17 protein-coding genes are annotated in these 14567 nt (G+C 72.1%); 12 read left to right on the top strand and 5 right to left on the bottom strand.

Annotated features, from left to right (window positions below; genetic code table 11):
* Positions 1-25: 25 nt before the first annotated feature.
* The 10 genes from hisB to hisF all read left to right on the top strand — a co-directional run bounded on the left by hisB (position 26) and on the right by hisF (position 5903).
* Positions 26-637 carry an imidazoleglycerol-phosphate dehydratase HisB gene (gene hisB / locus V6U86_RS05665; protein ID WP_030334475.1) on the top strand — a complete coding sequence of 204 codons (612 nt, stop codon included), beginning with the start codon at positions 26-28 and terminating at the stop codon, positions 635-637.
* 115 nt (positions 638-752) lie between these two features.
* Positions 753-923: a hypothetical protein gene (locus V6U86_RS05660; protein ID WP_167362522.1), complete on the top strand. Its 171-nt coding sequence runs from the start codon at positions 753-755 to the stop codon at positions 921-923.
* A 13-nt stretch (positions 924-936) separates the two neighbouring features.
* Positions 937-1569, top strand: coding sequence for an imidazole glycerol phosphate synthase subunit HisH (gene hisH / locus V6U86_RS05655; protein ID WP_334499195.1), 633 nt, complete (start codon positions 937-939; stop codon positions 1567-1569).
* A 36-nt stretch (positions 1570-1605) separates the two neighbouring features.
* Entirely contained in the window at positions 1606-1929 is a 324-nt protein-coding gene (locus V6U86_RS05650; RefSeq protein ID WP_334499193.1) for a hypothetical protein, read from the top strand.
* 14 nt (positions 1930-1943) lie between these two features.
* Positions 1944-2669: a bifunctional 1-(5-phosphoribosyl)-5-((5-phosphoribosylamino)methylideneamino)imidazole-4-carboxamide isomerase/phosphoribosylanthranilate isomerase PriA gene (gene priA / locus V6U86_RS05645; protein ID WP_334499191.1), complete on the top strand. Its 726-nt coding sequence runs from the start codon at positions 1944-1946 to the stop codon at positions 2667-2669.
* On the top strand, positions 2666-3055 hold the full coding sequence (locus V6U86_RS05640) for a RidA family protein (protein WP_334499189.1): 390 nt from the start codon (positions 2666-2668) through the stop codon (positions 3053-3055). The genes priA and V6U86_RS05640 overlap by 4 nt, the downstream gene beginning before the upstream one ends.
* Positions 3056-3136: 81 nt before the next feature.
* Positions 3137-3583 (top strand): MarR family winged helix-turn-helix transcriptional regulator, encoded by a 447-nt coding sequence (locus V6U86_RS05635; RefSeq protein WP_334499187.1) that lies wholly within the window; start codon positions 3137-3139, stop codon positions 3581-3583.
* A gap of 5 nt (positions 3584-3588) precedes the next feature.
* On the top strand, positions 3589-4020 hold the full coding sequence (locus V6U86_RS05630) for an organic hydroperoxide resistance protein (RefSeq protein WP_334499883.1): 432 nt from the start codon (positions 3589-3591) through the stop codon (positions 4018-4020).
* 46 nt (positions 4021-4066) lie between these two features.
* Positions 4067-5062 carry an NADP-dependent oxidoreductase gene (locus tag V6U86_RS05625; protein ID WP_334499185.1) on the top strand — a complete coding sequence of 332 codons (996 nt, stop codon included), beginning with the start codon at positions 4067-4069 and terminating at the stop codon, positions 5060-5062.
* 73 nt (positions 5063-5135) lie between these two features.
* Positions 5136-5903: an imidazole glycerol phosphate synthase subunit HisF gene (hisF, locus tag V6U86_RS05620; RefSeq protein WP_334499183.1), complete on the top strand. Its 768-nt coding sequence runs from the start codon at positions 5136-5138 to the stop codon at positions 5901-5903.
* A 5-nt stretch (positions 5904-5908) separates the two neighbouring features.
* Here hisF and V6U86_RS05615 read toward each other — a convergent pair whose 3' ends face one another.
* Complete coding sequence (locus V6U86_RS05615) at positions 5909-6370, bottom strand: hypothetical protein (protein WP_334499181.1); 462 nt, start codon at positions 6368-6370, stop codon at positions 5909-5911.
* Between the two features lie 101 nt (positions 6371-6471).
* Positions 6472-7233: a membrane protein YczE gene (gene yczE, locus V6U86_RS05610; protein ID WP_334499179.1), complete on the bottom strand. Its 762-nt coding sequence runs from the start codon at positions 7231-7233 to the stop codon at positions 6472-6474.
* 59 nt (positions 7234-7292) lie between these two features.
* Between yczE and yczR the strand changes: the two genes are divergently transcribed.
* On the top strand, positions 7293-8747 hold the full coding sequence (gene yczR / locus V6U86_RS05605; RefSeq protein ID WP_334499177.1) for a MocR-like transcription factor YczR: 1455 nt from the start codon (positions 7293-7295) through the stop codon (positions 8745-8747).
* A 66-nt stretch (positions 8748-8813) separates the two neighbouring features.
* Here the strand turns inward: yczR and V6U86_RS05600 are convergent, their stop codons facing one another.
* The 3 genes from V6U86_RS05600 to V6U86_RS05590 form a co-directional block, all read right to left on the bottom strand.
* Positions 8814-10640: an AMP-dependent synthetase/ligase gene (locus V6U86_RS05600; protein ID WP_334499175.1), complete on the bottom strand. Its 1827-nt coding sequence runs from the start codon at positions 10638-10640 to the stop codon at positions 8814-8816.
* A gap of 137 nt (positions 10641-10777) precedes the next feature.
* Positions 10778-11653, bottom strand: a complete 876-nt coding sequence (locus V6U86_RS05595; protein ID WP_334499173.1) for a terpene synthase family protein — start codon at positions 11651-11653, stop codon at positions 10778-10780.
* Between the two features lie 188 nt (positions 11654-11841).
* A complete protein-coding gene (locus V6U86_RS05590; RefSeq protein WP_334499170.1) occupies positions 11842-12471 on the bottom strand; it encodes a TIGR03085 family metal-binding protein in 630 nt (209 codons plus the stop codon).
* A gap of 171 nt (positions 12472-12642) precedes the next feature.
* Between V6U86_RS05590 and V6U86_RS05585 the strand changes: the two genes are divergently transcribed.
* The gene (locus V6U86_RS05585; RefSeq protein WP_334499168.1) at positions 12643-14526 is read left to right on the top strand and encodes an ABC transporter ATP-binding protein; all 1884 of its coding nucleotides are present in this window, start codon (positions 12643-12645) and stop codon (positions 14524-14526) included.
* Positions 14527-14567: the final 41 nt, after the last annotated feature.

Raw genomic sequence — 14567 nt, 5'->3', positions numbered from 1 at the left:
CGCAGTCGCAACCGAGAGGTGAGCAATGAGTCGGACCGCCCGGGTGGAGCGGATCACCAAGGAGACCAAGGTCCTCGTCGAGATCGATCTCGACGGCACCGGCGCCGCTGAGATCAGCACCGGCGTCGGCTTCTACGACCACATGCTGCACCAGATCGCCCGGCACGGCGGTTTCGACCTGACCGTGCGCACCGTGGGTGACCTGGAGATCGACGCGCACCACACGATCGAGGACACCGCGCTCGCCCTGGGTGCGGCGTTCGACCAGGCGCTGGGCGACAAGGCCGGCATCCGGCGGTACGGGTCGGCGACTGTGCCGATGGACGAGGTGCTGGTCCGGGCTGCGGTGGACCTCTCCGGTCGGCCGTACGTGGTGCACGACGAGCCGGTGCTCGCCCCGTACATCGGGCCGGTGTACGCGACCAGCATGACCCGGCACATCTGGGAGTCCTTCGGCCAGGCGGCCCGGGTGACGCTGCACGTCGATGTGCTGCGGGCGGCCCGGCCAGGCGGCCACCCGGACGCGCACCACGTGGTGGAGGCGCAGTTCAAGGCGGTCTCGCGGGCGTTGCGCGAGGCGACCTCGATCGACCCGCGTTCCGCCGGGGCGATCCCCAGCACGAAGGGTGCGCTCTGATGAGCGCGAGGAGTGCAGCGAAGCGGAGCCCCGCAGTCGCGAATGGAAGGTGGCTGATGAGCGCGAGGAGTGCAGCGAAGCGGAGCCCCGCAGTCGCGAATGGAAGGTGGCTCTGATGGGTGCGGCGTTGCCGACGTTGTTGCTGATCCTGGCCGGGGTGCTGGTGGGTGGCACCTGGTCGCTCTACCGGCAGGGCGCGCCGAAAGCCGCCGTGCTGATCACCGCGGCGCTCGCGGTGCTCGCCACGGTCGCCGGGGTTCTGCGGCTGCTGCCCGAGAACGGGTGATCGGGGTGACGGCGTGAGTGACGTGGTGGTGCTCGACTACGGCTCGGGCAACCTGCGCTCGGCGGAGCGGGCGCTGGCCGCCGCGGGAGCGAATGTCCGGGTGACCGACGACCTGGCCGCGGCGGCTGCCGCCGATGGCCTGGTGGTGCCGGGTGTGGGCGCGTACGCCGCGTGCATGGCGGGGATCGAGGCGCTGGGCGCCGGCCCGGTGATCGCCGAGCGGGTGGCTGCTGGTCGGCCGGTGCTCGGCATCTGCGTGGGCATGCAGGTGCTCTTCGAGCACGGCGACGAGCACGGCGTGGTGACCAAGGGGCTGGGGCTGTTGCCCGGCGGGGTGACCCGGCTGGCCGCCACCCGGTTGCCGCACATGGGCTGGAACACGGTCCGGGCTCCTCGGGAGTCGGTGCTGTTCGCCGGGTTGACGGAGCAGAGCCGCTTCTACTTCGTCCACTCGTACGCGATGGGCGATCCGGCGGCGCTGGCCGCTGCCGGTGCCACGGTGACCACCGCCCACCACGACACGGATTTCGTCGCGGCGGTGGAGCGTGGCTCGTTGTCGGCGGCCCAGTTCCACCCGGAGAAGTCCGCCGAAACCGGTGCCGCGCTGCTGCGCAACTGGCTCGCCACGTTGCCCAGCGGTGATTGAGCGTCGTCGCGCGGCGCCCGAACGGCGGGCGTCGCAATGAGCCGCGAGCGGGCCCGCCGGCGGGCTGAGCGGGAGGCGGAGCAGGCCCGGGAGCGGGCGGTCCGGCAGCGCCGGGTCGCTCGCCGGCAGCGCCGTCGGGCGGTGGTCCGTCGGTTGACGCCACGGCTGCGGCGGGGTCGCTCCGGGCGGCTGGCCCGGCACAGTCGTGGTGAGCGGGCCGCGATCGTGCTGCTCACCGGCGCGGCGTTGATTCTGATCTGGACGTTCGTTGACAACCTGGCGTTGCGTATCGCGCTGATCGTGCTCTTGCTGCTCGTACTGCCGGCGATCGTCGTGATCGCCCTGGACCGTCGTACCTGATCGAGGAGAAGACCTTGAGCCTCACCCTGTTGCCCGCCGTGGATGTCGCTGACGGCCGGGCCGTCCGGCTCGTGCAGGGCGCCCTCGGAAGCGAGAGCGTCTACGGTGACCCGTTGGAGTCCGCGTTGGCCTGGCAGCAGGACGGCGCGGAGTGGATCCACCTGGTCGACCTGGACGCGGCTTTCGGTCGGGGCACCAACGCGCACCTGCTCGCCGAGGTGGTGCGCCAGTTGGACGTGAAGGTGGAGCTTTCCGGGGGCATCCGGGACGACGAGTCGCTGCGCGCGGCGCTGGGCACCGGGGCTGCCCGGGTGAACATCGGGACCGCCGCCCTGGAGGATCCGGTCTGGTGTGACCGGGTGGTCGCGGAGTACGGCGACCGGGTGGCCATCGGGCTGGACGTGCGGGGTCACACCCTGTCGGCGCGAGGTTGGACCCGCGACGGCGGCGACCTGTACGAGGTGCTGGAGCGGTTGGACAAGGCGGGCGCGAGCCGGTACGTGGTCACCGACATCACCAAGGACGGCACCATGCGCGGGCCGAACCTGGATCTGTTGCGCGAGGTGTGTGCCCGTACCGACCGGCCGGTGATCGCCTCCGGTGGGGTGTCCACCCTCGATGACCTGCGGGCGTTGGCGACCCTGGAGTCGGCCGGGGTGGAGGGGGTCATCGCCGGCAAGGCGCTCTACGCGGGTGCTTTCACGGTGGCCGAGGCGCTGCGGACGCTGGCGCAGGCGTGACGACGACCCGGCTCGGATCGGGTGGCCCGTGGGAGCAGCGTTACGGGTATTCCCGGGTGGTCCGGGCCGGTGAGCGGGCCTGGACGGCCGGTTGCACGGCGACGGTGGACGGCCGGGTGGTGCACGTGGGTGATCCGGCCGCGCAGACCGCGCAGGCGCTGCGGATCGGGCTGGACGCGCTCGCTGAGGTGGGCGCGGAGCCGGGGGACGTGGTCCGGACCAGGATGTACGTGACGGACCGGTTGCACGCCGACGAGGTGGGTCGGGCCCACAACGCGGTCTTCGGCGCGGTCCGGCCGGCGGCGACCCTGGTGGTGGTGGCCGGTCTGCTGGACCCGGAGCATCTGGTCGAAGTGGAGTTGGAGGCGTACCTCGGCGATCGCTGAGGTACGTGGCCCGCTCGGTCTGCTGGCCGACCCACAGCCAGATAAATTGTGCACAACTTAATTGTGCGCTACGGTCCGATGGTGACCGATGACCTGGCGCTGCGCCGGCAGGCGTGCTTCGCGCTCTACGCCGCGTCGCGCGCACTGACCGACGTCTACCGGCCGATCCTCGACGAGTTCGGGTTGACCTACCCGCAGTACCTGGTGCTGCTGGTGCTCTGGGAACGCCCCGACGAGGCGCGCTCGGTGTCCGAGCTGGGCGCCGAGCTGCGGCTGGACTCCGGCACGCTCTCCCCGCTGCTCAAGCGGTTGGAGGGGGCGGGCCTGGTGGCGCGGCGACGGTCGGTCCGCGACGAGCGGCGGGTCGAGGTGGGCCTCACCGAGCAGGGCCGGGCGCTACGCGAGCGGGTCTGTGACGTCCCGCTGCGGATCGCGCAGGCCACCGGGCTGGGCCTCGACGAGCTGGTCGCGCTGCGCGACACCCTCACCCGGGTCACCGACACCATCCACCGACAGAAGGAGCAGTGACCATCATGCAGGTGCTCTACACCGCGTCCGCGACCGCCACCGGCGACGGCCGGGACGGCCACGTCGAGACCTCCGACGGCACATTCACGCTCGACCTGGCCGTGCCGAAGGAGATGGGCGGCGCGGGCGGCGCGGCCAACCCCGAGCAGCTCTTCGCCGCCGGCTACGCGGCCTGCTTCCACGGCGCGCTGCGGCTGGTGGCCCGCCGGGCCAAGGCCGACGTGACCGGCTCCGTGGTCGGCGCCGAGGTGGGCATCGGCCCGAACGGCAGCGGCGGCTTCGGGCTCACCGTGCAGCTCGTCGTCGACCTGCCCGCCGTGCCCCGCGAGGCCGCCGAGCAGCTGGTCGAGCAGGCCCACCAGGTCTGCCCGTACTCCAACGCCACCCGCGGGAACATCGACGTCACGCTGACCGTCCGCGAGACCCAGCCCGCGTGACCTCGCGGCCCAGCCCCCTGTCCGTGGACGAGAGGACGACCACCCTGTGACCAGCAACCGCGAGATCCACCTGGCCAGCCGCCCCCAGGGTTGGCCCACCGAAGACACCTTCCGGCTCGTCGAGACCGACGTCCCGACGCCCGGACCGGGCCAGATCGTGGTCCGCAACCAGTACATGTCCGTCGACCCGTACATGCGCGGACGGATGAACGACGTCAAGTCGTACGTGCCGCCGTTCGCGCTCGACGCGCCGCTCGACGGCGCCGCGATCGGCGAGGTGGTGGCCAGCGAGGCGGCGGACATCGCCGTCGGGACCACCGTCCAGCACGGGCTCGGCTGGCGCGAGTACGCGCTGCTCGACGCGACGGCCGCCCGCCCGGTCGACCCGAGCGTGGCACCGGCCAGCGCGTACCTGAGCGTGCTCGGCATGACCGGCCTGACCGCGTACGCCGGGCTGCTGGAGGTGGCCGCGATGAAGCCCGGCGAGACGGTCTTCGTCTCCGCCGCGGCCGGCGCGGTGGGCAGCCTGGTCGGCCAGATCGCCAAGCTCAAGGGCGCCGGCCGGGTCATCGGCAGTGCCGGCTCGCCGGCCAAGGTCGAGCGGCTCCGGGCGCTGGGCTTCGACGCCGCCTTCGACTACCACGACGGGGTTCGCGAGTCGCTGCGGGCGGCCGCCCCGGACGGCGTCGACGTGTACTTCGACAACGTCGGCGGCGACCACCTGGAGGCGGCGATCTCGGTCATGAACCTGCACGGTCGGGCCGCCATCTGCGGCATGATCGGGCAGTACAACGCCACCGAGCCGCCGGCCGCCCCGCGCAACCTGGCCCTGGTCATCGGCAAGCGGCTCACCCTGCGCGGCTTCCTGGTCAACGATCACAACGACGTGCGGGCGGCGTTCGTGCGCGACGTCTCGGGCTGGCTGCGCGACGGCACGCTCTCCTACGACGAGACGATCGTGGACGGCATCGAGAACGCCCCGGCGGCGTTCCTCGGCCTGCTGCGCGGCGAGAACCTCGGCAAGATGCTCGTCAAGGTGTGACGCACAACTCGTGTACGGCGGTCGACCCGATCGGGTCGACCGCCGTCGCGCGTGCGGAGGATAGGCTCGCGGCATGACGGTGGCGGTACGGGTGATCCCCTGTCTGGACGTGGACGCCGGGCGGGTGGTCAAGGGGGTCAACTTCCTCGACCTGCGTGACGCCGGCGACCCGGTGCAGCTGGCCGCCGCGTACGACCGGGCCGGCGCGGACGAGTTGACCTTCCTCGACGTCACCGCGTCCTCCAGCGACCGGGGCACCATGCTCGACGTGGTGCGCCGCACCGCCGAGTCGGTGTTCATCCCGCTGACCGTCGGCGGTGGGGTCCGGCAGGTCGCCGACGTGGACACCCTGCTGCGCGCCGGAGCAGACAAGGTCGGCGTGAACACCGCCGCCATCGCCCGTCCGGAGCTGATCGCCGAGATCGCCGACCGGTTCGGCCGGCAGGTGCTCGTGCTCTCCCTCGACGTGCGTCGGTCGCCGAACGGCGGCACGCCCAGTGGCTTCGAGGTCACCACCCACGGGGGTCGGCGCGGCACCGGCATCGACGCCGTGTGGTGGGCGCACCGGGGCGCCGAGTTGGGGGCGGGGGAGATCCTGCTCAACTCGATGGACGCCGACGGCACCAAGGCAGGCTTCGACCTGGAGTTGATCGCCGCGGTGCGGGCGGTCGTGGACGTGCCCGTGGTCGCCAGTGGGGGCGCCGGGGAGGTGGCCCACTTTCCGCCAGCGATCGGCGCCGGCGCGGACGCGGTGCTCGCCGCCAGCGTCTTCCACTTCGGCGAGCTGACCGTGGCCGAGGTCAAGGACGCGCTGCGCCTCGGCGGCCATCCGGTGCGCTGACCCGGTCAGCGCTCGCCGGAGTGCCCCTCCAGTGACCGGCGCGGGGTGGGGATCGAGCGGACCGCGTACTCCTGGACGGCAGCCGCGTGGTCGGCCTCGTCCAGGATCCAGTCGGCGCTGCCGGGCTCGTGCCGGCGGGTCAACACACCCTGCACGGTGTCCACCATGGTCGCCACCCCCGCGCGCGGGCGGGTACGCCACAGCTGCTCACCCTCGGCGGTGATCCGGAACCAGCCGTCGGCGACGCTGACCAACCCGGCGCCGACCAGCCGCTGGACCGCGGCCTCCACCTCGTGCCGTTGCGGGATCGCGTGGTTGAGGTGGTCGGCGGTGGAGAGCACGTCGGCCAGGCGGACGCCCTCTGGCCGTCGACTTGTGGCTGACCGACGGTGCCGTCCCGCGCCGCTCGCGATGACGAGCGACACGAAGATCCAGGCGTCCGTCCAGCGCCAACCGTTCTCCCCCATGCAGAGATGATGACGGCGCGCGTCGCGGAAGGGAACACCCACCCTCCAACCGGTGTCCGGCACCACCGCCACGTACCGGTTCGCGGACGGTCGGTGAGGGTTCAGCCGGCGGGGGTGGCCGGCGCGGGGCTACCCGGCGGGGGCGCGGCACTGTCGGGTGTGGTGCCCTCCGGCACGGCGCTCTCGGGTGCCGGAGCTTCCGGCACGGGGCTCTCGGGTGCCGGAGCTTCCGGCATGGGGCTCTCGGGTGCCGGAGCTTCCGGCACGGCGAACAGCGGGATGAAGAACTGGGCCAACGGACCGATGGCCAGCGCGTACGCGACGGTGCCCACACCGACCGTGCCGCCGAGCAGCCAGCCCAGCGCCAGCACGGTGACCTCGATGACGGTGCGCACCAGCCGGACCGACCGGCCGGGCCGGCGGGCCACGTACCCGGTCATCAAGCCGTCGCGAGGGCCGGGGCCCAACCGGGCGCCGAGGTACAGAGCGGTGGCGGCACCGTTGGCGACGATGCCGGTGATCAGCATCGCGATCCGGACGCTGAGCGGGCCACCCGCGGGCAGCAGGGCCAGGGTGGCGTCCACGACCAGGCCGATCACCACGACGTTGCTGACCGTGCCGAGGCCCGGTCGCTGCCGCAGCGGGATCCAGAGCAGCAGCACCAGCGCGCCGACGCCGATGGTGACCGTGCCGAAGGAGAGCTCGGTCAGCTTGGAGAGACCCTGGTGGAACACGTCCCACGGGTCGAGGCCCAGGTGGGAGCGGATCATCAGGGCCATGCTGACCCCGTAGAGCGCGAGCCCGAGGTAGAGCTGGACCAGCCGTCGAACCGGCCGGTGCCGCAGATTGCCAAGCAGTGCCATGCATGCCACCCTAGGTGCCAATCCTCCGCGAGGAAGAAGCCAATATCCGAGGAGTGGCTATGAGCGGGCAGGTACGCGGTGTCCAATTGGCCCGTCTGCTCGGGCAGTGGCATGCCCTGCCGGGTCGCCGACGCAGCCCTGACTACGCCGCGCTGGCCGGCTCGGTGCGCGGGCTGCTCGCCGACGGCCGGCTGCCGCTGGGCGTCCGCCTGCCGGCCGAACGGGAACTGGCCGAGGCGCTGCGGATCAGCCGGACCACGGTCACCGCCGCCTACCGGCAGCTGCGCGAGACCGGGCACCTGGCCAGCCGTCGGGGCGCCGGCAGCTGGACGATGCTGCCCGGCAACCACCGGGTGGCCAGCACCGGCCTGTGGACCCCGCTGGACGACCGGGAGATGCTCGACCTCGGCGTCGCGGCGCTGGCCGCCCCGCCGCAGCTGCTGTCGGCCGCTCGGGCCGCCACCGAGGACCTGCCCCGCTACCTGAGCGGGGCCGGCTACCACCCGACCGGCATCATCGAGCTACGCGAGGCGGTGGCCGACGCGTACACCGCTCGGGGTCTGCCCACCTCGGCCGACCAGATCATGGTCACCAGCGGCACCCAGCACGCACTGGATCTGGTGTTGCGGCTCGCGCTGGCCCCGGGCGGCGCCGTGCTGGTCGAGTCCCCGACCTACCCCAACGCCCTCGCCGCGCTGGCCGGCCGGAGGGCCCGGATCACCACCCACGGTCTGGCCGCCGACGCCGGCTGGGAGCCCGACCTGCTGCTGGGCAGCCTCCGGCAGACCCGGCCGAAGCTGGCGTACCTGATTCCGGAATTCCAGAACCCGACGGGGCACCTGATGCCCGCCTCGCTGCGCGAGCGCGTGGTGGCCGCCGCGCACGCGGTCGGCACCGACCTGGTCATCGACGAGTCCTTCGTGGACCTGTCGATGGACGACACCGCCCTGCCGCCCCCGGTCGCCACCTACGACCGGCACAGCCGAGTGATCAGCATCGGGGGGATGAGCAAGCCCTACTGGGGTGGCCTGCGGATCGGCTGGGTGCGCGCGTCCGCGCCGCAGGTGCAGCGACTGGCCGCCGTACGGGTCGGGGTCGACATGGCCAGCCCGGTGCTGGACCAACTGGTCGCTGTGCACCTGCTCGCCGACGCCGAGGCCATCGTCGCCGACCGCCGCGTCCAGTTGGCCGTGCAGCGGGATGCGCTGCTCGGCGCGCTGGCGCACCAACTGCCCGAGTGGCGGGTCACGGTGCCACGGGGTGGTGTGACGCTCTGGGCCGAGCTGGACGGCCCGATTTCGAGCGCGCTGGCCCGGGCCGCTGAGGAGGTCGGCGTACGACTGGCACCCGGCCCCCGGTTCGGCCTGGACGGCACCCTGGAGCGCTTCCTGCGGCTGCCGTTCACCCTGCCCGCGGCGGACCTCGTGGAGGCCGTCGGGCGGATCGCGGCGATCCGTTACGACCTGGACCGGGCCGGTCGCCAGCGGTGGCGCGAGCCGGCCGCCATCGCCTGAGCGCCCCCGCTGCCACGACCGCCGGTGGCCCGGCACCCGCTCGGGTGCCGGCCCACCGACGGCGTGTCAGAGCTCGGCGAGGGTGCCGGCGTACATCTTGTCGATCTCGGCGGCGAAGTTGCTCTCCACACCACGCCGCTTGATCTTCAACGACGGGGTGATCTCGCCGTCCTCGATGGTCAGGTCGCGAGGCAGGATGGCCACCTTCTTGATCGTCTCCCAGCGGTTGAGCTTGGAGTTGAGCTCGGCGACGTACTCCTCGACCATCGTCCGGGCCTCGGCCGACGCGACGATCTCGGTGTAGCTGCGCCCCTCCAGCGGGCCGCCGGCGGCCCAGCCGCGGATCGCGTCCGGGTCCAGGGTGACCAGCATCGTGCAGAAGTTGCGGGCCTGACCGACGACAACCGCCTGCGAGGTGTACGGGCAGATGGCCTTGAACATTCCCTCGATGTGCGACGGCGCGATGTACTTGCCGCCCGAGGTCTTGACCAGGTCCTTCTTGCGGTCGGTGATGCGCAGGTAGCCCTGCTCGTCCAGAGTGCCGATGTCCCCGGTGCGGAAGAAGCCGTCCTCGGTGAACGCGGCGGCGGTCTCCTCCGGCAGGTTGTGGTAGCCGCGCATCACCGGCCGACCACGCACCAGGATCTCCCCGTCGGTGTCGATTCGGCACTCCAGGTCGCCCATCGCCTGGCCCACCGTGCCGATCCGCAGCCCGGCCGGCGGGTTGACGAAGTTGCCGGCGCTGGTCTCGGTCAGGCCGTAGCCCTCGGAGATCGGCAGGTTCGCGGCGGCGAAGAAGGTGGCGATCTCCGGGCTGAGCGGTGCGGCGCCGGACACCAGCACCCGCATCCGCCCGCCCAGGCGGGCCTGGAGCTTGCTGAACACCAGCTTCTCGGCCAGCCCGTAGCGCAGCTTCAGCCCGCCCGACACCGGCTTGCCGGCCTGTTCCAGGGCCACCTTCTCCTTGCCGACCCGGACGCCCCAGGCGAAGATCTTCGCCTTCGCGCCGCCGGCGCCCTGCGCGGTGGTCACCGCCTTGTTGTAGACCTTCTCGAACACCCGGGGAGCGCCGCACATCAGCGTCGGACGGATGACCGAGAGGAGGTCGACCAGCTTGTCCACCCGACCGTCCACGTAGGTGGGCAGGCCGACGTGGATGGCGCCGCAGAGCAGGGTCTTGCCGAACGAGTGAGCCAACGGCAGCCACAGGTACTGCAGGTCGTCGTCGCGCAGCAGCCCGACCTCCGCCTGCGCCACGGCCTCCCAGCACCAGCCGCCGTGCAGCAGCTCGACGCCCTTGGGTTGGCCGGTGGTGCCGGAGGTGTAGATCAGCGTGGCCAGGTGGTCCGGGCCGATGCCGGCCACGAGCATGTCGATCAGATCCGGCTCCGCGGCCAGCGCCTGGGCGCCGCGCTCCTCCAACTCGGCGAGCGTCAACTGCGCAATCGCGGCGGTCGGGTCGACGGCGCCGTCGAGGAGCACCACGTGGGTGAGCGCGGGCAGGGCCGCACCGGCGATCTTCGCCGCCTGGGCCGGGTTCTCCGCGAACAGCACCTTCGACCCGGAGTCCGCGATGATGTACGTCGCGTCCGCCGGCTCGGTGGTCGGGTAGACGGTGGTGGTCGCGCCACCGGCGCACATGATGCCGAGGTCGGCGATCACCCACTCCAGCCGGGTGTTGGCGAGGATCGCGACCGGGTCCTCCTGGCTGACGCCCAGGCCGTGCAGGCCGGCGGCGACCGCCTTTGCGCGCTGGCCGACCTGCGCCCAGGTCAGCCAGACGGGCCCCGAGTCGTCGGGGTTCGGGGACGCGAACGCGTGCCGGTCGGGGGTGGCCGCCACGCGCTTGAGGAACATGTCCGGGATGGAGCGGTACGGTACATCGAGAGCCATCGCTGTAGCCGCCTTCGGGGGTGGTGGCGTGACGGTCGTCACGTCATGATGGTTACCGAAGAGTATTGCCTGTCGCCATGCATCGGCTAGCCCTGGTGATCGTCCGGCCGTCCCATCCCACCCACCGGTAGGGCCGATCAGGCGTACCGGGCAGCCACCATTGACCAGTCGTAGGTGGCCCGGACCCAGTTGCGCCGGGCGGCCAACGCGTCGCGGATCTCGTCGTCACCGGCGGCCCGGAGCGTCTCCTCCACGTCCAGGTACGTCGCCAACCCCTGGTTGAACCGGTGTGCCGCACCCCGGAGCGCGGTCGCCTCGTCCGCGTCGCTGTCCTGGGCGATCACCGTGACCAGGTTGTGCCCGTCCGGGTCGGCCTGGCTCTCCTTGCCGTAGGAGAAGAGGTCGTTGCACCAGCAGACCAGATCCACAGCCAGGAGGTCCAGGGCGACCAGCCCCGGGTTGACGCGCTGGGTCGGCCCGGAGGGTCGCGTGGACGCCAGGTCGGTCAGGGTGAGGCAGGGGTGCACGCCGCCGATGTGCCGGCGCAGTTGGACGTACTCCGCCATCTCGGGCACACGCCGACGTTCCCGGTTGCCCGCCTCCCAGAGCAACGCCAGCAGGTACTCCCGCATCTGACTGACGAACCGCAGCAGCAGTCCAGCGTCATCGTGCAGCCGGGTCCGGCGGCAGAGGTCGTGCAGCGCATCACCCAGCGGCCCGACGGCTGGCGGTACGACCTCCAGGTCACCACACCGGTCAAGCACGTCGAGCAGGGTGCTGATCGCCGGTCCCAGCCGGACCGGGTCGGCGCCCAGGCCGTCCTCGTCGCAGGCGTCGTCCATCACGAAGAGCCAGCTGATCAGGTCGGTGAGCAGCCGTAACCCCTCCACCGAGCCGTCCGGGCAGGCGCGGCCGGCCAGTCCGGCGGCGTCGGCCCGTGCCAGGCGGCGTACACGTTGGCCGGAATCGACCAGCCCGAACGTGCTTGCCCACTCGATGCTCTCACTCGCCACCTGGTCCGTGGCACCATGGCGCTCCATGGGGAACGGTGGTTCCCGCAGCGCCGAAATCGCGAACTCCCGCACAGTGTGCCCCCACTCCGTGCCGCCGGCGCGGTGAAGCGTACGGGAGAAAGAGTCAGGGCGCTTCGTTGGGTGTGGGGAATCCGACAGTCTTTCGGTGACCGTTTACGTACATGGGGTCACATCCCCAGGTTGGCGGCGCGCAGCCGTCGAGCCGCTTCCGCTGAACCGTTCAGTTGGACTCGGGCCACCCGCTGCCGGCCGGAGAAGAACAGCGCCAACTCCGCCGGGGAGCCCACCAGGCGCAGCCGCTCCCCGCCGCGACCGACGGAGACCTCGCCATGGCCGGGCGCCTGCACGTAGAGGTCAGCCGGAAAGCGGCGCAGTGCCAGCCGGGCCATCGGGAACGCGCGTTTCCAGAGCGCGCTCTGCAGGCCGGTGGGCAGATCGCGCGGCTGCCACCCGGAGCCGGCCCGTCGGACATCCTCGTGATGGATGAAGAACTCCATCGTGTTGGCCAGCTCGTCAGTGACCGGGTTGCTGACCGGGCTCCACAGCGGCGGTCGCCGCACCTGCGCCACCAGTTCGGGGTAGGGCCGTGCGGCGAGTCGCTGACGGACCCGCTCGGCGTAGCCGCGCAGCGGCGGCAGCACGATCCCACCCGCCGCGTCCGGACGGCGCTCCCGCAGCACCAGATGCGCGGCGAGGTCACGGGTCGCCCAGCCCTCGTTGATCGTCGGTGCGGCCGGCCCGAGGGCCAGCAGGAGATCGGCCAGCGCCTCGCGCTCGACTCGGGCGTACCGCGGCATGGCCCGATCGTAGGCCCGGTGACCCGTCGGCGCGCGGTGGCGGCCTCCGTCCGGCGTCGGCGTCGGCGGCCGTCCGGTACGTGACGGTCGACATATCCCGTCTGGGTCGGCGGCACTGGCCCCGACCGGTAAGGATGAGGGAGATAATTGCGGCTTACGGCGGGGGAGAGCGTGGCGAGCAAGACAAGTCGGGACGTTCTCAGTCGAGGGCTGGGGGTCCTGCGGCAGGCGATCCGTGAGCAGCCGAGGATCTTCACGGTGGCCGTGATCGGCAGCGTGCTCTTCGGCGGGATGATCATCGTCAGCGCCCGGGTGGTCGGGTCGGTCATCGGTGAGGTGGCGCTTCCGGCAATCGAACGCGGCGAGGTCGGTGCCGGCACCCTGGCGTTGGCCGCGGCCGCGTTGTTCGGGATCAGCGTGCTGCGGGTGGCGGGCATCTTCGGCCGCCGGATCGGCGCCGGTTACATGCAGTACCGCCTCCAGGCCTCCTACCGCCGCAGGGTCACCCGTCGGTACCTGGAGCTGCCGCTGTCCTGGCACCACCGCAACTCCACCGGCACGCTGCTGTCCAACGCCAACTCCGACGTCGAGGCGGCCTGGTACCCGATCGCGCCGCTGCCGTTCGCCGTCGGCACGTTGGTGATGTTGGTCGGCGCGATCGTGTCCCTCTTCGCCACCGACTGGGCGCTCGCCCTGGTCGGCCTCGCCGTCTTCCCCGCGCTGTTCGCGCTCAACGTCGTCTACTCCCGCCGGATGGCTCCCCGGCAGGCGCGGGCGCAGCGCCTGCGCGCGGAGGTGAGCGGGATCGCCCACGAGAGCTTCGACGGCGCCCTGGTGGTCAAGACGATGGGCCGCGAGGCCCAGGAGACCGCCCGGTTCGCGGGCCGCGCCGGTGAGCTGCGCGACTCGCTGATCGCGGTCGGCCGGCTGCGCGGCATCTTCGACCCGCTGCTGGAGACGCTGCCCAGCCTCGGCACCCTCGCCGTGCTGGTGGTCGGGGCGTTCCGGTTGCGTCAGGGCGCGATCAGCGTGACCGAGCTGGTCAGCGTGGCCTTCCTCTTCACCGTGCTGGCGTTTCCGGTGCGGGCCATCGGGTGGGTGCTGGCCGAGCTACCGCGCAGCGTCGCCGGCTGGGACCGGGTCCGCCGGGTGCTCGACGCCACCGGCGAGATGCCGTACGGGCAGCGGGTGCTGGACTCGGCCGACGCCGGCCCGGCCACCCTCACCTTCAGCGACGTGCACTACTCCTACCCGCCGGCCGAAGCCCACCCGCCCGGCGCGCAGGTCCTCGGCGAGGTCGGCTTCACGGTGCCGTCCGGCCGGACGGTGGCTCTGGTGGGGCCGACCGGTGCCGGCAAGTCCACAATCGCCTCGCTGGCGGTGCGGCTCGTCGACCCGGACTCCGGCACGGTGAGCCTGGACGGCGTGGACGTGCGCGAGCTGACCTCCGCGTCGCTGGCCGGCACGATGGCCCTGGTCGCCCAGGTGCCCTTCATCTTCGACGACACGGTCCGCGCCAACATCGCCCTCGACCGGCCCGGTGTCGACGACGAGGTGGTCTGGGCGGCGCTGCGGCTGGCCGAGGCGGACGGGTTCGTCGCCGCGCTGCCCGATGGCCTGGACACCATGGTCGGCGAGCGGGGCACCTCACTCTCCGGCGGTCAGCGCCAGCGGCTCACCCTGGCCCGCGCGCTGGCCGGTCGACCGCGCCTGCTGGTGCTCGACGACGCGACCAGCGCGGTCGATCCTCGAGTGGAGGCGGCCATCCTGGCGGGACTTCGGTCGTCGACCGCGGAGGCGGGGGTTCCAGCCGCGTCGATCCTGGTGGTGGCGTACCGCCGGGCGACCATCGCGCTCGCCGACGAGGTCATCTACGTGGAACAGGGACGGGTGGTCGCCCGGGGCACCCACAGCGAGTTGTTGGCCACCGTTCCCGGGTACGTCGACCTGGTCACCGCCTACGAGCAGGCCGAGGTCGAGCGAGCGCAGGAAAGTTCGTACGGCGACGACGTGGCGCCGCTGCCGTCGGGCCTGGAAATCGAGGTGGACCGGTGAGCGCGAGGAGTGCAGCGAAGCGGAGCCCCGCAGTCGCGAAC

Origin of the sequence: Micromonospora sp. CPCC 205558 (assembly GCF_036902955.1) — a bacterium.
In the GTDB taxonomy this organism is placed as follows: Bacteria; Actinomycetota; Actinomycetes; order Mycobacteriales; family Micromonosporaceae; genus Micromonospora.
The sequence above is the reverse complement of the archived record's forward strand: the minus strand, read 5'-3'. Positions and strand labels throughout refer to the sequence as shown.